Origin of the sequence: Bacillus cereus group sp. N31 (assembly GCF_016483245.1) — a bacterium.
GTDB classification, from domain to species: domain Bacteria; phylum Bacillota; class Bacilli; order Bacillales; family Bacillaceae_G; genus Bacillus_A; species Bacillus_A toyonensis.
Genome location: NZ_JAEHCH010000010.1, coordinates 109460 through 126037, shown reverse-complemented (window position 1 = coordinate 126037; position 16578 = coordinate 109460). Strand labels below are relative to the sequence as shown.

Below are 16578 nucleotides of genomic sequence, written 5' to 3'. Positions count from 1 at the left end.
ATTAAAATATATTATTCTCCCATAAAATATCCTGTAATTGTTTCAATAATTGCTGCTGCACCTGCGATAGCTAATAATGCAAGTAATGGCTCCGCAACGATTGGGATCCAATTATATAAAACTAATAAAAAAGCACTGACCCATACACCTGTACACCAATAACAACTTAATAATTCGCCAATCCATTTTCTTAATCCTTTACCTTTTACTTTTGTAAAAGTCGATACGCTTCCATCCGGTTCCGTAATCTCTAATTCATCAATAAACGGTCTTCGCAAAAAGGCTGTAATTTTATCATAAACAATTAAACGAGTGAGCCTAAAAGCAGCTAACGCGAAAATAAAAAATAAAAGCCAGCTTGTAAATAGCATGAATCCACCTTCCCTTATCTTCTTTCGCCTATTTAAAAAAAAAGGTCTTGAGATTGTGACCAAATCTCTCCGACTCCAATATCTTATTAATGTAAATACAAACAAGAAGATAAGGAGTGACATTAATGAGTTGTAACGAAAATAAACACCATAGCTCTTCTCATTGTGTAGTTGACGTTGTAAAATTCATCAATGAATTACAAGATTGCTCTACTACTACGTGTGGATCTGGTTGTGAAATCCCATTTTTAGGAGCACACAATACTGCATCAGTAGCAAATACACGCCCTTTTATTTTATACACAAAAACTGGTGAACCTTTTGAAGCATTTGCACCATCTTCAAGCCTTACTAGCTGCCGCTCTCCAATTTTCCGTGTGGAAAGCGTAGATGATGATAGCTGTGCTGTACTGCGTGTGTTAACTGTAGTATTAGGTGACGGTTCTCCTGTACCGCCTGGTGACGATCCAATTTGTACGTTTTTAGCTGTACCAAATGCAAGATTAATCTCGACATCTACTTGCATTACTGTTGATTTAAGCTGCTTCTGTGCGATTCAATGCCTACGCGACGTTACTATCTAATAAGTTAAGTAAACTAAAAAACTATTGGGGTGGTAGAAGCTTTCTACCACCTTTACATATTTAAAAGCCGGCCATATCAATCGATTTGATGTCTTCTATAGATAACCGAACATCTCTCATACTATTTGGTGGCATAATGGATACAATGCCATTACGATACGATATAATCGATCCTATATATGAGACGGTAGTCGTTCTTATCCTACATCTTACTTTCGGAATGTAATGAGGACGATTTAATAAAAAATGAATTTTTTCTTCATTATTCATATCTTTAAATGATTTATTGTACGGGACGGCTCTCACTTGCTGTTGTTCTTCTTGCTCTTCTTGTTCCTCTTCTTCTATTTTTTCTTCTATTTGCTGCTCTTCTTGTTCTATCACCTCTTCCACAGCACTACTTACAACATTTTCGTTTCTATTACTTTTCACTTCTCGGTCCTCATCTTCAAAATTCGTTAATATAATTCGTTTTATTTTCGGTGCAGCAAGTTCTAAATTTACTTGCGCAATATATAACAACGGTTTTCCAACTGTTGAACTTTTATTTTTATTCTTCACACTCGTCCCTCCCACTTCCATACGTTGCTAAATAAATCGTGTACTATTATAGTTATATTCATAACGTGGCAAGAACTTTCGTTAAAAATCGTTCTTTCTGAGAACAATAAAAAAGGACAGCCTCAACGTTTAGAGACTGCCCTTTAAAAACTATAATTAATATTTATCCTAAAATATGATATCCTGAATCAACGTGAATATTTTCTCCTGTTACACCGCGTGCTAAATCACTGAATAGGAATACTGCTGTATCTCCAACCTCTTCTGGCGTTGTAGTACGACGAAGTGGTGCGCGCTCCTCGATTTCTCTTAAAATTGAGTTGAAATCGCCTACACCTTTCGCAGATAACGTACGAATTGGTCCTGCAGAAATAGCATTCACACGAATGCCATGTTGGCCTAAATCGTTTGCTAAATATTTTACGCTCGCTTCTAATGAAGCTTTCGCAACACCCATAACGTTATAATTTTTCACAACGCGCTCACCGCCAAGGTATGTTAACGTTAAAATATTTCCGCCTTCTGTCATTACTTTCTTCGCTTCTCTTGCTACAGCTGTTAAAGAGAATGCACTAATATTTTGTGCAAGTAAAAACCCATCGCGAGAAGTATCTACAAATTCACCTTTTAAATCGTCACGATTTGCAAAAGCAATACAATGTGCTACACCGTGAATTGTACCAACTTCTTGCTTAATCGTTTCAAAGCAAGCTGTAAGTTCTTCATCATTCGTTACATCACAAGGTAATACAAGTGATTCTTGTCCTTCTAATGTGTCCGCTAATTCACGAACATTTCTTTCTAAACGTTCTCCTGCATATGTGAATATTAATTTTGCACCTGCATTATGCAAAGAGCGAGCAATTCCCCATGCAATACTTCTTTGGTTCGCAACGCCCATAACAACAAATGTTTTCCCTTGTAATAGTTCCATGATATATCCTCCCAGAAATACTTATACTTGTTATTAGTACCTGATACTATAATTATAGTACCATAAAACGGCTTAAAGGCAAACAAAAAAGTCATTAACATAAATTTGTTAATGACTTTTTCTTTCTATAAAAAAACGTTCTAATCCTTCTTCCCAAGAAGGCATTTGTAAAAAACCATTTAATCGTAGCATATTATGTTGAAAGATAGAATATTTCGGCCTCGCAGCCTCCGATCCAAATTCTTCCGTTGAAACAGGTAATACATTCACATTCATATTTGCATAAGAAAATATTTTTTGTGCAAATTCAAACCAAGAACATGATCCTCTATTGGATACGTGATATGTACCGTATAAAGAAGTGTGAATGAGCTTATTAACCATCATATTTAAATCTGCCACGTACGTAGGAGAGCCAATTTGATCCGCTACAACGGTTATTTCATCTTTTTCTTTACCTAATCGCATCATCGTTTTTACAAAATTACTTCCGTATTTACCATACAGCCACGATGTACGAACGATAAAATATTTATTATGTAACTCTTTGACGAACTGCTCCCCCGCATACTTAGAGGCCCCGTATATATTTATCGGCGCTGGATTATGAAATTCACCGTACCCATCCGGTCTGGCGCCCTGAAATACATAATCGGTACTAATGTAAACTAACTTAGCCCCTACTAATTGTGAAGCAACCGCTACATTTCGAGCTCCTATTGCATTTATTAAATAAGCAAGATCTTGTTCTTTCTCAGCACGGTCCACCTTCGTATAAGCTGCACAATGAATGATTATATGTGGTCTTATCTCTTGTACCACTTGTTGAACTCGGGATATGTTTGTTACATCTAGTAACTTTCTATCAAAAGGATATATGTCATATTCTTCAGGACTTAACTCTTCTTGTAGTTGCTTTCCTAACTGACCATTTGCTCCTGTTATGATAACCCGCTCTTTCATTTTCATGCCCCTTACTTTTCTTTTAGTGGTTTCCACCATTCTATATGATTTTCATACCATTCCACTGTTTCTTTTAGCCCTTGTTCAAACGTATACTGCGGTTCCCAATCAAACTCATTCTTCATTTTGTGTGCATCAATTGCATAACGACGATCATGACCTAAACGATCTGTAACAAATTCAATATCTTTTTCTGTTTTACCTAAGAGAGTAATAATTTGTTCCACAACATCTACATTTGTTTTTTCATTATTTCCCCCTATATTATATACTTCTCCTAAACGCCCCTTATGCAAAACGATGTCAATTGCACTGCAATGATCCTTTACATGTAACCAATCTCTTACATTTAATCCATCACCATATAACGGTAGTTTTTTTCCTTCCAGCGCATTCGTAACCATTAATGGAATTAATTTTTCGGGATATTGATACGGCCCATAGTTATTGGAACAACGCGTCACTATAACTGGTAATTTATATGTTTTATAATAAGATAAAGCTATCATGTCCGCGCTCGCCTTACTTGAAGAATACGGACTATTTGGAGCTAATGGGGTTTCCTCAGTAAACTTTCCTGTTTTCCCTAAAGAACCATATACTTCATCTGTTGATACTTGTACGAGCTTAATATGCGGATACTTTTTCACTAATTCTAATAAAGTGACTGTCCCGATTACGTTTGTATCATAAAAAGGGATCGGATCTTCAATGCTACGATCTACATGTGATTCAGCTGCGAAATTTACAACTACTTGCACGTCACGTTCCTTAATAACATGTTCCAGCAGCTCTCCATTTTGAATTTCCCCTTTTACAAAAAAGTAATTCGGATGATCTTGAATAGACTTTACGTTATTTAAATTTCCGCTATATGTTAATGCATCGAAATTTATAATTTTATATGTTTCATAGCTTTGTAACATGTAATGGACAAAGTTACTTCCAATAAATCCAGCTCCACCTGTTACTAATATATTCATAAACAACTCTCCTACTTAAAAGCTATCGTCATATTCCTGAAGCAATGGTAATATTCGATCCTTATCTGACAAGATAGGATTTGCTACCGGCCATGGAATTGCTAATTCTTTATCTTCCCAAAGTAATCCAGAGTCATGCTCTGCGCTATAATACTCATCTACTTTATACATAACAAGGGTATGCGGGACAAGCGTACAAAAACCGTGAGCAAATCCTTTTGGTACCAATAATTGCCGATGATTATCCGCACTTAAAATATATCCTCTCCACTGTCTAAATGTTGGAGAACCTTTTCGCAAATCAACGATAACGTCGTAAATTGCCCCTTGCATAACTTGAATGAGTTTTGTTTGTGCTTTCGGTTTTTTTTGAAAGTGCAATCCTCGAATTGTTCCTGCCTGTGCTGAATAAGATACGTTATCTTGTACAAATGAATACGTAATTCCTAATGTTTCTAGTACCTTCTTATTATAACTCTCTGTAAAAAAACCACGCTCATCTCCAAATAACCTCGGTTCTAACAATTTTGCATCGGTAAAGTTTGTTTCTATAACTTTCATATTCTCACCTATTCTCCGTTAAACTGTTTACCAAAGTTTATATCCCGTGCTAACGTATTCGCCCTTTGAAGAGAAGCATGAGTTCCTGCATCAGTCCACCAACCGCTCATTTCATTATAAGTAAGTACCCCTCGTTTTAAATACCAATTATTGATATCTGTAATTTCAAGCTCTCCCCTTGCGGAAGGTTTTAATTCTTTTATATAAGAAAAGACTTTCGAATCATACAAATAAATTCCTGTAACTGCATAGGAACTTTTCGGCTCTTTCGGCTTTTCTTCAATTTCAATTATTTTGCGGTTTTGAATATGCGCTACACCAAACCTTTCAGGATCTTCTACAGATTGCAATAGCACTTTCGCACCTTCTTTTTGCTTTGTAAACTCTTCAACATACGGATGAATATCATCTGAAAAAATATTATCTCCTAATATAACTACCATACGATCATTTCCGACGAAATCTTCACAAAGACCTAAAGCTTGTGCAATCCCGCCCGCTTTATCTTGCACCCGATACGTAAAAGACACGCCAAATTCGTGGCCACTTCCTAAAAAGCTAACAACATCTCCCATATGCTCTTTACCTGTAATTATCATAATATCTGTAATCCCGCATTGTTTTAGCTTATATACTGCATGATAAATCATTGGATACCGTCCAACAGGAAGCAAATGTTTATTCGTGACTTTCGTAATTGGATATAGTCTCGATCCAGTTCCGCCCGCTAAAATAATCCCTTTCATCCTACATCTCTCCCTTATGATGGAGATAGTATATCTTTATACTGTTCTACAAACACTTTCCGATACTTCTCGTATGTATCGGCATCAAACTCATCTCCGTTATAATGAATACACCATAAATTTGCTTGATTAGGGATACCAATTAGATAGCCAGCCTTTTGAAACTCTAAAGACTGTGAAACGTCATAAAAGTGGAATCCTTGAAATAAATCTTCTCGCCACGGAATATCATACTGTGTTGCCATGAGTAAACCATCGATTGCCTGCACTGACATAAAAGATTGATTTCCATAAAACCCTTGATCTAAATTTAATAATTGATAATTCCGTCTTCTATACTCAATCACTTTCCCCACTAAATTTTTCCCTTCCCACCATATCCCGTTACTCGGTAAAAACTGAGCACCAGCAACTCCAATTAAACCAAGTTTTTCATTTTCTTTAAAAAGAGAAATAAGATTATAAAACATATCACGATTAATAAGGTACGTGTCTTGATGTATATATACTTTATACTTTGCTGGAAATGAAAGAGCACGGTTATATGCACTTGCCATACTTTTTGCATCTCGTATCGGGAAAATTTGCACAGCATAGCCAGGGGGAACAAAAATGTTTCTTATTTGCCTCTCGCATTGCTCGAAAAGCTTTTCATTATTTACACAAACAACGACTAATATTGTGTGATCTTTCATTTTGTAGCCCCTCTATTCTTCCTTATTCACATCTGACATATAGTTCTCTACAAATACTTTTCTATATTTTTCATAGTTTGTCATATTCACATCGAAATGATAATGAATACACCAAGCATCGCGCTGTACAGGTACACCGACTGTATATCCTGCTTTTTTAAATTCAAATGATTGAGATACATCATAAAAGTCAAATCCGTCAAATAAGTCTTCTCGCCACGGGATATCATATTGTGTGGCCATCAATAAACCATCAATACATTCCACCGGCATAAATGTTTTTGACTCATGGTACGGCTGTTCTTGAGTTGCCATATAAAATAAATCATTCATATAACCAATGACTTTCCCAACAACCCCCTTGCCTTCATTCCATATCCCGTTTGGAGGAACATATTGGGCTCCAATCATTCCAATCATTCCAAGATGTTCATGTTCGTTAAATAATTGAAGTAATCCGTATAAAAATGCCACATTCATAATGAAAACATCTTGGTGTATATATACTTTATATTTCGCTGGATGCGAAATCGCTTGATTATATCCGCTCGTCATACTTTTCGCATTCCGAATTGGCATAAATTGTACAATATATCCTGGGGGCACTGCCAATCTCAATATATGCCGCACGCACTGTGCATACATTTTCCGATCATTTATACACGTAACAAATAATATTGTTTTTTCAGCAGCACTCATAACTGTGATTTTTCTGCTTCAATAATATACTGAAATACGACCGTCTCAGCCATGAAGCCACTTCCAAGACGATATTTCTTACAAATTCCATATAATTCCTCAATAAGTGGTTCGTACACTTTATGATCAATATATACACGATCTACTTTACTAATCGAATATCCTGCTTTTAAAAACATTCGGAGCATTTCATTAAATGTAAAGAAACGAATATGTGTTTTATCTAATAAACCATATTCTGTATACGTCCAATTTCCAGCAAGTAACGGCGCTAATACTGAAATGTGAGCAACGTTTGGTATACTTGCTAAAATCACACCATTTTCTTTTATATATGGCTTTACTTTTTCTATTACAGCCCAAGGATCAAATAAATGCTCTAATACGTCACCAAATATAACGCAATCAAATTGTTCCTCCTCGTACGGCATATCCATTGTTTCTATATCGCCTAAAACAACATGATCTAGTTTTTCCTTTGCTTGTTCTGCCGCCTCTGGAAATGCCTCAATTCCTGATACACGTGTGCCATTTTCTTTTATGGCAGCTCCCAATGCACCACTCGAGCAACCGATATCAAGAACTTCTTTCCATTCCTTTTTTATATGCTTTAATAAATTCGGATTCACTGCATTATAATAATGCCCAGACTTTTCTTCGTATAAAGAATTTTTTGGGGAATTCATTTTACACACTCCTTATGCAAATTGAATTTGAAATATAAATCTCATCTAAAATCTATAGATGTAACCAGTACTAGTTACATTGCCGATACTTTACTATATAGCCAATCTATTAGAGTTAGAATCGCGATGAGCCATTTCTAAAAAAAGCTGCCTATAACGATTTATATTGTTTATCAAAAACACTCCGAAAATATTTGCGGTTATATTCGATTGCAGCATTATTTGGAACATAAGCAGCCGCTAATTCGTTGTAATAATAAGCTTTGTCTTGCTCTCCTAACTTGCTATAACAAATACACATTTGTAAATAGGGAAGCCATGTGTAGCTCGCTGGACTATGAAATGGACTCTCCGTCGCCATTGGTACTTCCGTTGCAAGTTTAAACCAAAATATCGCTTCGTTATATTTTTGTTGTTCCATATATATATATCCTATTCTTGTACAATTCTCTCCTCTAGGAACATCATATCGAAACGACTTCACGCAAGATTCAATTGCCTTTTCCCATGATCCAAGCTTTGCATAGCAATCTCCTAACTTACCACATGCATAAATTTTTTCTTCATACCATCCTTCGTCTTGATTAAGAAATGTTTCATATAGCATAACTGCATCATCATATTTTTGGTTATCCATAGATTCATTTGCGTAATAAAATAAATCTCTCGGACTCAATTCTTCTCCTGCAGCTACAGCATTTTGAAAAATTTTCAAATTACGATTTGTTACCTTTTTTTCTTTTTTATGTGTAATAGCAACATTACTACTAAAAGTTTCACCAGAAATAGCTAAATACTCATGAACCTTTCCAAACCATTGAAATTGTTTTTCACGCTTTACAAGTCGATTTCTTTTTGTACAATATAAAGGTTTCCCGCTAGAATCCAATGCAAGATGATAAGGCATCGAAACAGCATCAATTTTAGGATCTAATTCTCTTTTTAAGAGTTTCAATGCTTCTTGAGCATCTTCTAATAATACGTCATCTGCATCTAGCCACAATATATACTCTTGCGTTGCTTTTGAAAAAGAGAAATTTCTCGCTGCCGCAAAATCATTAATCCATGGAAAGTCATATATATTAGAGGTATATTGAGCTACAATTTCTTTCGTTCGATCAATGGAACCTGTATCAACTATAATAATTTCATCAACAATTTTTCCGACTGCATCTAAACATCGATCTATTGTATCTTCCTCATCTCGAACAATCATACATAAACTAATTGTAATTCCTTGCTTGTTCAACATAATCACCCTCTTCCAAATCAATCATATGTTATACATACAATAAACTTTCCACTTTTTTAACTTGCACAAGCAGTTTAAGATTTCTTTTCAATAATTCAAATGTCCGTGTCATTTTCTTCCGGTTTTGCATCTACTATATAATGAACGCTTTATGGAGGTGAATTTATGTCAAATAATAATTATTCAGATGGATTGAATCCCGATGAGTCTTTATCAGCTAGTGCATTTGACCCTAATCTTGTAGGACCAACATTACCACCAATACCACCATTTACCCTTCCTACCGGACCTACTGGGCCGACTGGACCTACTGGACCTACTGGACCTACTGTACCAACTGGGCCGACTGGACCAACCGGGCCGACTGGACCAACCGGGCCGACTGGACCTACTGGACCTACTGGGCCAACTGGTACAACTGGTACAACTGGACCTACTGGGCCTACTGGTGACACTGGTGCTACTGGACCTACTGGACCTACTGGACCTACTGGAGACACTGGTGCTACTGGACCTACTGGGCCAACTGGTGACACTGGTGCTACTGGACCTACTGGACCTACTGGGCCAACTGGACCTACTGGACCTACTGGGCCAACTGGACCTACTGGACCTACTGGACCATCAGGGCTAGGACTTCCAGCAGGATTGTATGCATTTAACTCCGCTGGAATTTCTTTGGATCTTGGACTTAATGCTCCTGTACCATTTAATACTGTTGGATCTCAGTTTGGTACAGCAATTTCTCAATTAGATCCTGATACTTTCGTAATTAGTGAAACTGGATTCTATAAAATCACTGTTATCGTATATACTGCAGCACTAAGTGTATTAGGTGGGCTTACAATCCAAGTAAATGGGGTATCTGTACCAGGTACTGGGGCTACTTTAATCTCAGTTGGAGCACCTATCGTTGTTCAAGCAATTACGCAAATTACGACAACTCCATCATTAGTTGAAGTAATCGTTACAGGGCTTGGGCTATCATTAGCTCTTGGTACAAGTGCATCTATTATTATTGAGAAAATCGCTTAATCTTTTACTTAGCAGTAAAACTGATATTGGTTTTACTGCTTTTTCATTGGTAAATTCAATCATTAAATCCTTTTTTTCTACATAGTCATAATGTTGTATGACATTCTTCAGGAGGCACTTATATGGAAAATAAATCGGCTGTCCGGCTTTATCTTGAGTTATTAAAGAAAACAATTTTATTTGAAATATGGTTAGAATACGAACCATACTTACCTGCTTCGTTACATATATCTAAAGAACTATCATATGAACCAGTTACGGTTCCACTTCCTTTATTTCTTAAGCAGTATATAGAAAATCACAATTTAAAAATCGTTAATCCTAACGTTTCAAACAATGAGCGTCAAGGTGGCAAGGATTGGCCAAGAGCTGCACACAGTATGGTTGGTCGAAAACGTATGAATCAATTACAAGAGGCGATGGAAACTGTATTCAGGGAAAATATAGAAGGCGATTTTATTGAAACTGGTGTATGGCGCGGAGGATCATGCATTTTTATGAATGGTTTTTTACAAGCAAACAATATTACAGATCGTACTGTATGGGTTGCCGATTCGTTTGAAGGTCTGCCCGCACCTAACTTAGAACAATATCCGAAAGATTACGGTGATTATTTGCACACATTCGATTACTTACGAGTTTCTTTAGAAACAGTGCAAGAAAACTTTAGAAAATATGATTTATTAAATGATCAGGTGAAATTTTTAAAGGGTTGGTTTAAAGATACATTGCCTTCAGCACCGATAGAAAAAATTGCAATTGCTCGCCTTGATGGTGATATGTATGAATCAACGATGGATAGTCTTGTAAATTTATACGATAAAGTTTCAACAGGTGGCTTTATTATTATTGATGATTATGGATTGATAACATGCGCAGAGGCTGTAACAGATTTCAGAAGTGAAAGAAATATAAAAGCTCCTATGACTCAAATTGATGATTTCGGTATTTATTGGCGAAAGGAATAGAATACAATTTTATTCTTTTGAGGGGGGCTATCACACTACGGATTCATAAGAACCAATCGTGTAAAGTTCCCCTCACTATAAATGATTAACTTGTATATGCAATAAAAATTTCTTACTTTACTACAAGGACGGAGTGAATGTATGAACGAAAATGAGAAAAAAATCACATTAATTCCACCTCCAGAACTCGTTCAATATGTAGGTGGTGACTTTGAAGAAGTCGGAAAAGAGTTTATACAGTATTTTATTGAAATTGGCAATTTAAAATCAAATGAAACAGTGTTAGATGTAGGATGCGGTATCGGCCGGATGGCGGTTCCATTAATGAACTATTTAAGCGATGATGGTACTTATTATGGATTTGACTTATTTAATAAGGGAATTACATGGTGCAAAAATAACATTTCAACACGCCGTAACAATTTTCATTTTGAACATGTCGATATATATAACCAATTCTACAATCCCGATGGAAAAGAAGATGCTTCCCAATACAAGTTTCCATATGAAGATGAATCATTTGACTTTATTTTTTTAACGTCTGTATTTACCCATCTTCTCCCGAAAGAATTAGAGCATTACTTAAGTGAAATTTCTCGAGTTTTGAAAAAAGATGGGAGATGTTTTATTACTTTCTTTTTAATTAACCCTGAGTCTTCCTATTATTTAAATGCAGGTCTAAGTACGTTAGGTTTTTATCATCAAATTGACAATTGTTATGTTCTAAATAAAGAGATCCCAAATTTCGCAGTTGCCTATCCTGAGGAAGATATTCGTACCCTATTAAATAAGTATGGACTAGAATTGCAGACTCCTCCCCATTATGGTTCATGGTGTAGCAGAACTGAACACACAAGTTATCAAGATATTATTCTTACACAAAAAATTTCTGAAAGGTAGTTGTATATGGATAATATAAAAAATCCACCTCTCGTTTCCATCCTTATTCCCACCTATAATCGACCATATTATTTTAAAATTGCTCTAGAAAGTGCATTAGCACAAACGTATTCAAATATTGAAATTATTATAGGAGACGATAGTACAAATGATGAAACAGAGATTCTAATGCAGACACATTATTTACCTAATCATAAACACATAACGTACATTCGAAATGCCACTACTCTAGGACAATTTAATAACTCACTTATGCTATTAAAGCAGTCCCATGGAGAGTACATAAATTTCTTAATGGATGATGATATATTTTATAATAGTAAAATTGAAAAAATGATGTTTTATTTCCAAAAAGACTTAGATCAAAATCTCGCACTTATTACATCTTATCGTACTTGGATTAATGACGATGGAGAGATAATTGAACAACATCCCTCCATGAAAAGATTATATGATGAAGATACTCTACTAAATGGGACAGATCTTGGAAACCATATGCTTATACTAGGACAAAATATTATCGGTGAACCTACGACTGTACTCTTTCGAAAACGCCTATTAACAGAACCTTTCGGTACTTTAAATGGGAGAAATTATAATTGTAGTGTTGATATGGCCTCTTGGATCAGTTTACTTTCCAAAGGTGATGCGATCTACATCACGGAACCTTTAAGTTCTTTCCGCCTTCATACTGGACAGCAAGTACATCACAAATACCTTGAAGGCTGCGAAGATTTTTCACATCTCGTTTTAAATTCAAAAAAATATGGTTTCCTACAAGAGATTGACTATTACAAAACGAGTCTGTTAAAAGCTTGCGAATGGTATAAAAATGCTACAACATTTTATCAGCTATATCCAGAGCTCATTCCAACGACCGATACACATATACGCCTTTCTCATTGTTTGAATATAGTTACAAAAGAACTCCGTGCCATATAGTCCATCACACGGTAGGTACTATTCCTTCCGTGTGATGTATGACTTCCCACAAATAGTGGAATAAATGTATGCATAGTCTGCTTGTATATTATTTTTATCATGACATGATCCGTATACTTACTAGGCGATAGAAAGGAATACACACATTGAAAGATCCAAATTCTCAATATCAAATAGACTACGTATTACTATTCATTTTATTTGCCATTGGGACTGTTAGTTGCTTTGCTATTGCAAGTGCGCAAACCTCTTTACCACCATTTTTACAAAATGTAAATTTTGCACTCAAGCAAATACAATGGTACTTCATTGGATTTGTCGCTATTAGTGTTATTATGATTATCGATTTCGATCGGTATCAAAAAATTGCTTGGTATTTATATAGCTTTGCAATGATATTACTTATCGGGCTAGAACTTCAGGTTCCAGGTGCCGTTGCAATTAAAGGGGCTACCGCTTGGTACAGGCTCCCAGGCATCGGAAATTTTCAACCTTCAGAAATTATGAAATTATTTTTAATTATCGTCATTGGACGAATTATAGCTAATCATAACGAAAAATATTTTTTTCGAACACCTCGTGAAGATTTTATCTTACTCGGGAAAATATTCGCAACGAGTTTGCCACCGCTACTACTTATTGCAAAAGAACCTGATTTAGGAAACACAATGGTAATTTCAGCGATGCTGGCAGCAATGATACTAGTTTCCGGTATACGTTGGCGCTTTATTTTCGGATTAGTCTCCGTTATTTTCACAGCAGGTGTTACCTTAACGTATATTTATATTGCTCATACAGAATTCTTTAAGGAGCATATCTTAAAAGAATACCAATTAAACCGCTTCTATGGTTGGCTGGCCCCTTACGAATATGACGCGCAAGGCTATCAATTAAGACAAGCTTTCTTAGCTACTGGATCAGGAGAAATGCAAGGAAAAGGATGGGAAAATGGACAAGTATATTTTCCAGAACCACATACAGATTTTATTTTCACTAATGTCGCTGAGCAATTCGGATTTTTAGGCGCAAGTGTCATTATTGCACTTTTTTTCCTACTTATTTTCCGCATGATTCATATCGCTTTAGAAAGTAATGACCCTTTCGGTAGTTACATCTGCGCTGGTACAATCGGAATGTTTACTTTTCAAGTATTTCAAAATATCGGGATGACAATCGGATTACTACCTATTACAGGAATCACATTACCCCTTATGAGCTACGGAGGAAGTTCGTTGCTTACATACATGATTGCAATTGGATTTATTTTAAACGTTCGCTCACGAACGAAAGTTTTTATGTTTAAATAAATCGTGCAAAAAACGATATTTTTATCTCTATCCTTTTTTAGTTATACTAATGAAAAATAGGCTGGAGGTTTACATATGAAATATGACATTATAGGTGACATTCATGGCTGCTTCCAAGAGTTTCAAAACTTAACGACGAAACTAGGATATAAATGGAATAGTGGCATGCCAGTTCATCCCGACGAGCGAAAGCTGGCATTCGTTGGTGATATTACAGACCGTGGCCCTCATTCATTACATATGATTGAACTTGTATGGGAACTTGTCATACATAAAAAAGAGGCTTATTACGCTCCTGGAAATCACTGTAATAAGCTGTACCGATTTTTCCTCGGACGTAATGTGACAATCGCTCACGGACTTGAAACAACTGCTGCTGAATACGAAGCACTATCTTTTCAAAAACAGCAAATCATAAAAGAAAAGTTCATCACCCTTTATGAAAATTCCCCTTTATATCACGTGCTCGATGAGAAAAGGTTAATTGTATGTCACGCTGGCATTCGGAAAGATTACATCGGAAGGCAAGATAAAAAAGTACAAACGTTTGTATTATATGGGGATATTACAGGTGAAAAACATGATGATGGCTCTCCTGTCCGTCGCGACTGGGCGAAAGAATATAAGGGCGACGCTTGGATTATATATGGACATACACCAGTAAAAGAACCTCGTTTTGTAAATCATACAGTCAATATCGATACTGGCGCTGTATTTGGAGGTAAACTAACTGGATTACGTTATCCTGAAATGGAGACCGTTTCTGTCCCTTCTTCCCTTCCTTTTGTCCCTGAGAAATTCCGCCCAATTTCATAATCCTCTCTACTTCGTACAATTCACGAATAACGAGAGATTATCATATTTTCTAGATGTATCCTATATAAATCTAGGTAAAGCAATTAAAAAAAGATGCAATAAAGTGCATCTTTTTTTAATTGCACGACATATAATGTCGCAGGAGGTGACAGAATGAAGAAAAAATCTTCTAAACAAAAAAGAAAATTCCACCCTTTATATCAGCCCATGTATGGAATTAACAACTGGTGCGGCATTCGAGCTGCAGCTATAGAAGAACTAGAAGAACAAGAGTCATCAAAAAAGAGCAAAGCTAAAACAAAATATGTCTCTTTAGAAAATGCTGTAATGAGTCGCATAATCAATCGTAGAAAAGTAAAGATGCAACAAAAAAATAAACATCTCTCTCATCACGATGAACAAATACTGCATTCTGAAGAAAAACAGGAAAATACGGAAGAGAACATTCCTGTAGCAATAAATAAAAAAATACAACCAGAAATTCCAACCGATATTATAAACCAAGTAAAAAAAATAAAAGAAGCATTAACTCCATCAAATAATATACAAACAGAAAAAACGATCATAATTCAGACTCCTGCACCTGAAAATACGAAAGTAAAAAAAGAAGGCCGATATTCACATGCAGAGGGGCTTCACTCTCATGCAGAGGGTACAGTTTCACATGCAGAAGGACTTCTTACACACGCAAAAGCAACTTGCTCCCATGCAGAAGGATCGAAAACAAAAGCAACTGGACATAGTTCGCATAGTGAAGGAAGTGAAACGACAGCAGGCGGCTCTTATTCTCACGCGGAAGGTAAACATACGATTGCTTTAGGCGAAGCAGCACACGCAGAAGGAACCGCAACTATCGCTAGTGGATTCTCTTCTCATGCGGAAGGTAATCATACATCAACAGCTCATTTTGCAGGAAGCCATATTATGGGACGATTCGGCACGGCCGAAGAAGCCTATTCTTGGTTTATTGCAAATGGAACAAACGATACCGATCATAATATCGGTGCTAAATGGCTTGCTCATAATGGAGAAATGTACATTGAGGGTGCTTCTTACAATGCAGGCGGAACGGATTTTGCACAAATGTTTGAAGCAGCGGACCATAAAGCTATTGATGTCGGTTATTTCGTTACATTTAGTAGCGAAGAAAAAATTCGGATAGCTACTTCAAACGATTCTTTCATTTTAGGAATATCTAGTGCAACCCCCGCTATTATAGGAAATAGTGGTGCTTTAAGTTGGCAAAAGCGCTATAAAACAGATAACTTTGGAAAGCGTCAATATGTACGTACAGAAACACAAGAAATACAACCACTTTTAAATACAGAATGGGATCCAGCTTGCAAATATATAGCAAGAAAAGACCGTTCTGGTTGGCTTCCTGTCGGATTAATTGGACAAATGTTAGTACGTGATGATGGCACTTGCGAACCGCATGGATATTGTCGTCCAAATGATGACGGCATTGCTACAAAAGCTGAAAGTGGATTTTTCGTTATTAAGCGTACGGATGATAATCAAATTTTAATATTATTCCGCTAAGAAAAAAGGGACCAAAATTCTTCATTACATAAG

The 16578-nt window shown here is 36.2% G+C and carries 19 protein-coding genes; 8 read left to right on the top strand and 11 right to left on the bottom strand.

The window, feature by feature from the left end:
* Positions 1-11 precede the first annotated feature (11 nt).
* Positions 12-371: a DUF1360 domain-containing protein gene (locus JDS81_RS14770; RefSeq protein ID WP_000899662.1), complete on the bottom strand. Its 360-nt coding sequence runs from the start codon at positions 369-371 to the stop codon at positions 12-14.
* 125 nt (positions 372-496) lie between these two features.
* On the opposite strand from JDS81_RS14770, the gene exsY reads away from it, so the two are divergent.
* Positions 497-955, top strand: a complete 459-nt coding sequence (exsY, locus tag JDS81_RS14765) for an exosporium assembly protein ExsY (RefSeq protein WP_001277750.1) — start codon at positions 497-499, stop codon at positions 953-955.
* Positions 956-1015: 60 nt separating this feature from the next.
* On the opposite strand, the gene JDS81_RS14760 is transcribed toward exsY, so the two are convergent.
* The 10 genes from JDS81_RS14760 to JDS81_RS14715 all read right to left on the bottom strand — a co-directional run bounded on the left by JDS81_RS14760 (position 1016) and on the right by JDS81_RS14715 (position 9035).
* Positions 1016-1537 carry a spore coat CotO family protein gene (locus JDS81_RS14760; RefSeq protein WP_097953226.1) on the bottom strand — a complete coding sequence of 174 codons (522 nt, stop codon included), beginning with the start codon at positions 1535-1537 and terminating at the stop codon, positions 1016-1018.
* Between the two features lie 142 nt (positions 1538-1679).
* A complete protein-coding gene (gene fabI / locus JDS81_RS14755) occupies positions 1680-2450 on the bottom strand; it encodes an enoyl-ACP reductase FabI (protein WP_000421885.1) in 771 nt (256 codons plus the stop codon).
* Between the two features lie 108 nt (positions 2451-2558).
* The gene (gene rfbD, locus JDS81_RS14750; protein ID WP_097953225.1) at positions 2559-3413 is read right to left on the bottom strand and encodes a dTDP-4-dehydrorhamnose reductase; all 855 of its coding nucleotides are present in this window, start codon (positions 3411-3413) and stop codon (positions 2559-2561) included.
* A gap of 11 nt (positions 3414-3424) precedes the next feature.
* The gene (rfbB, locus tag JDS81_RS14745) at positions 3425-4396 is read right to left on the bottom strand and encodes a dTDP-glucose 4,6-dehydratase (protein WP_097953224.1); all 972 of its coding nucleotides are present in this window, start codon (positions 4394-4396) and stop codon (positions 3425-3427) included.
* A gap of 15 nt (positions 4397-4411) precedes the next feature.
* Positions 4412-4957, bottom strand: coding sequence for a dTDP-4-dehydrorhamnose 3,5-epimerase (gene rfbC / locus JDS81_RS14740; RefSeq protein ID WP_000864168.1), 546 nt, complete (start codon positions 4955-4957; stop codon positions 4412-4414).
* Between the two features lie 8 nt (positions 4958-4965).
* Positions 4966-5703 carry a sugar phosphate nucleotidyltransferase gene (locus JDS81_RS14735; protein ID WP_000676182.1) on the bottom strand — a complete coding sequence of 246 codons (738 nt, stop codon included), beginning with the start codon at positions 5701-5703 and terminating at the stop codon, positions 4966-4968.
* A 14-nt stretch (positions 5704-5717) separates the two neighbouring features.
* Positions 5718-6398 (bottom strand): glycosyltransferase family protein, encoded by a 681-nt coding sequence (locus tag JDS81_RS14730; protein WP_000651532.1) that lies wholly within the window; start codon positions 6396-6398, stop codon positions 5718-5720.
* Between the two features lie 12 nt (positions 6399-6410).
* The gene (locus JDS81_RS14725) at positions 6411-7097 is read right to left on the bottom strand and encodes a glycosyltransferase family protein (RefSeq protein ID WP_097953223.1); all 687 of its coding nucleotides are present in this window, start codon (positions 7095-7097) and stop codon (positions 6411-6413) included.
* The gene (locus tag JDS81_RS14720) at positions 7094-7783 is read right to left on the bottom strand and encodes a class I SAM-dependent methyltransferase (RefSeq protein ID WP_001087862.1); all 690 of its coding nucleotides are present in this window, start codon (positions 7781-7783) and stop codon (positions 7094-7096) included. The genes JDS81_RS14725 and JDS81_RS14720 overlap by 4 nt, the downstream gene beginning before the upstream one ends.
* 151 nt (positions 7784-7934) lie before the next feature.
* Positions 7935-9035 (bottom strand): glycosyltransferase, encoded by a 1101-nt coding sequence (locus tag JDS81_RS14715; protein ID WP_097953222.1) that lies wholly within the window; start codon positions 9033-9035, stop codon positions 7935-7937.
* Between the two features lie 165 nt (positions 9036-9200).
* Between JDS81_RS14715 and JDS81_RS14710 the strand changes: the two genes are divergently transcribed.
* From JDS81_RS14710 to JDS81_RS14680, 7 genes are all read left to right on the top strand, one after another.
* Complete coding sequence (locus JDS81_RS14710) at positions 9201-10070, top strand: BclA C-terminal domain-containing protein (protein ID WP_199688518.1); 870 nt, start codon at positions 9201-9203, stop codon at positions 10068-10070.
* Between the two features lie 122 nt (positions 10071-10192).
* The gene (locus tag JDS81_RS14705; RefSeq protein WP_097953221.1) at positions 10193-11038 is read left to right on the top strand and encodes a TylF/MycF family methyltransferase; all 846 of its coding nucleotides are present in this window, start codon (positions 10193-10195) and stop codon (positions 11036-11038) included.
* A gap of 141 nt (positions 11039-11179) precedes the next feature.
* Complete coding sequence (locus tag JDS81_RS14700; protein ID WP_097953220.1) at positions 11180-11938, top strand: class I SAM-dependent methyltransferase; 759 nt, start codon at positions 11180-11182, stop codon at positions 11936-11938.
* 6 nt (positions 11939-11944) lie between these two features.
* On the top strand, positions 11945-12880 hold the full coding sequence (locus JDS81_RS14695) for a glycosyltransferase family 2 protein (protein WP_097953219.1): 936 nt from the start codon (positions 11945-11947) through the stop codon (positions 12878-12880).
* A 146-nt stretch (positions 12881-13026) separates the two neighbouring features.
* On the top strand, positions 13027-14187 hold the full coding sequence (locus tag JDS81_RS14690; protein ID WP_097953218.1) for an FtsW/RodA/SpoVE family cell cycle protein: 1161 nt from the start codon (positions 13027-13029) through the stop codon (positions 14185-14187).
* Positions 14188-14262: 75 nt separating this feature from the next.
* Positions 14263-15003: a bis(5'-nucleosyl)-tetraphosphatase PrpE gene (gene prpE, locus JDS81_RS14685; RefSeq protein WP_000872707.1), complete on the top strand. Its 741-nt coding sequence runs from the start codon at positions 14263-14265 to the stop codon at positions 15001-15003.
* Between the two features lie 153 nt (positions 15004-15156).
* A complete protein-coding gene (locus JDS81_RS14680; RefSeq protein ID WP_097953217.1) occupies positions 15157-16545 on the top strand; it encodes a peptidase G2 autoproteolytic cleavage domain-containing protein in 1389 nt (462 codons plus the stop codon).
* Positions 16546-16578 lie beyond the last annotated feature (33 nt).

Bases quoted from the DNA above. Each gene is read 5' to 3' on its own strand.
- JDS81_RS14770 (WP_000899662.1), bottom strand. From the start codon at position 371: ATGCTATTTACAAGCTGGCTTTTATTTTTTATTTTCGCGTTAGCTGCT.
- exsY (WP_001277750.1), top strand. From the start codon at position 497: ATGAGTTGTAACGAAAATAAACACCATAGCTCTTCTCATTGTGTAGTT.
- JDS81_RS14760 (WP_097953226.1), bottom strand. From the start codon at position 1,537: ATGGAAGTGGGAGGGACGAGTGTGAAGAATAAAAATAAAAGTTCAACA.
- fabI (WP_000421885.1), bottom strand. From the start codon at position 2,450: ATGGAACTATTACAAGGGAAAACATTTGTTGTTATGGGCGTTGCGAAC.
- rfbD (WP_097953225.1), bottom strand. From the start codon at position 3,413: ATGAAAGAGCGGGTTATCATAACAGGAGCAAATGGTCAGTTAGGAAAG.
- rfbB (WP_097953224.1), bottom strand. From the start codon at position 4,396: ATGAATATATTAGTAACAGGTGGAGCTGGATTTATTGGAAGTAACTTT.
- rfbC (WP_000864168.1), bottom strand. From the start codon at position 4,957: ATGAAAGTTATAGAAACAAACTTTACCGATGCAAAATTGTTAGAACCG.
- JDS81_RS14735 (WP_000676182.1), bottom strand. From the start codon at position 5,703: ATGAAAGGGATTATTTTAGCGGGCGGAACTGGATCGAGACTATATCCA.
- JDS81_RS14730 (WP_000651532.1), bottom strand. From the start codon at position 6,398: ATGAAAGATCACACAATATTAGTCGTTGTTTGTGTAAATAATGAAAAG.
- JDS81_RS14725 (WP_097953223.1), bottom strand. From the start codon at position 7,097: ATGAGTGCTGCTGAAAAAACAATATTATTTGTTACGTGTATAAATGAT.
- JDS81_RS14720 (WP_001087862.1), bottom strand. From the start codon at position 7,783: ATGAATTCCCCAAAAAATTCTTTATACGAAGAAAAGTCTGGGCATTAT.
- JDS81_RS14715 (WP_097953222.1), bottom strand. From the start codon at position 9,035: ATGTTGAACAAGCAAGGAATTACAATTAGTTTATGTATGATTGTTCGA.
- JDS81_RS14710 (WP_199688518.1), top strand. From the start codon at position 9,201: ATGTCAAATAATAATTATTCAGATGGATTGAATCCCGATGAGTCTTTA.
- JDS81_RS14705 (WP_097953221.1), top strand. From the start codon at position 10,193: ATGGAAAATAAATCGGCTGTCCGGCTTTATCTTGAGTTATTAAAGAAA.
- JDS81_RS14700 (WP_097953220.1), top strand. From the start codon at position 11,180: ATGAACGAAAATGAGAAAAAAATCACATTAATTCCACCTCCAGAACTC.
- JDS81_RS14695 (WP_097953219.1), top strand. From the start codon at position 11,945: ATGGATAATATAAAAAATCCACCTCTCGTTTCCATCCTTATTCCCACC.
- prpE (WP_000872707.1), top strand. From the start codon at position 14,263: ATGAAATATGACATTATAGGTGACATTCATGGCTGCTTCCAAGAGTTT.
- JDS81_RS14680 (WP_097953217.1), top strand. From the start codon at position 15,157: ATGAAGAAAAAATCTTCTAAACAAAAAAGAAAATTCCACCCTTTATAT.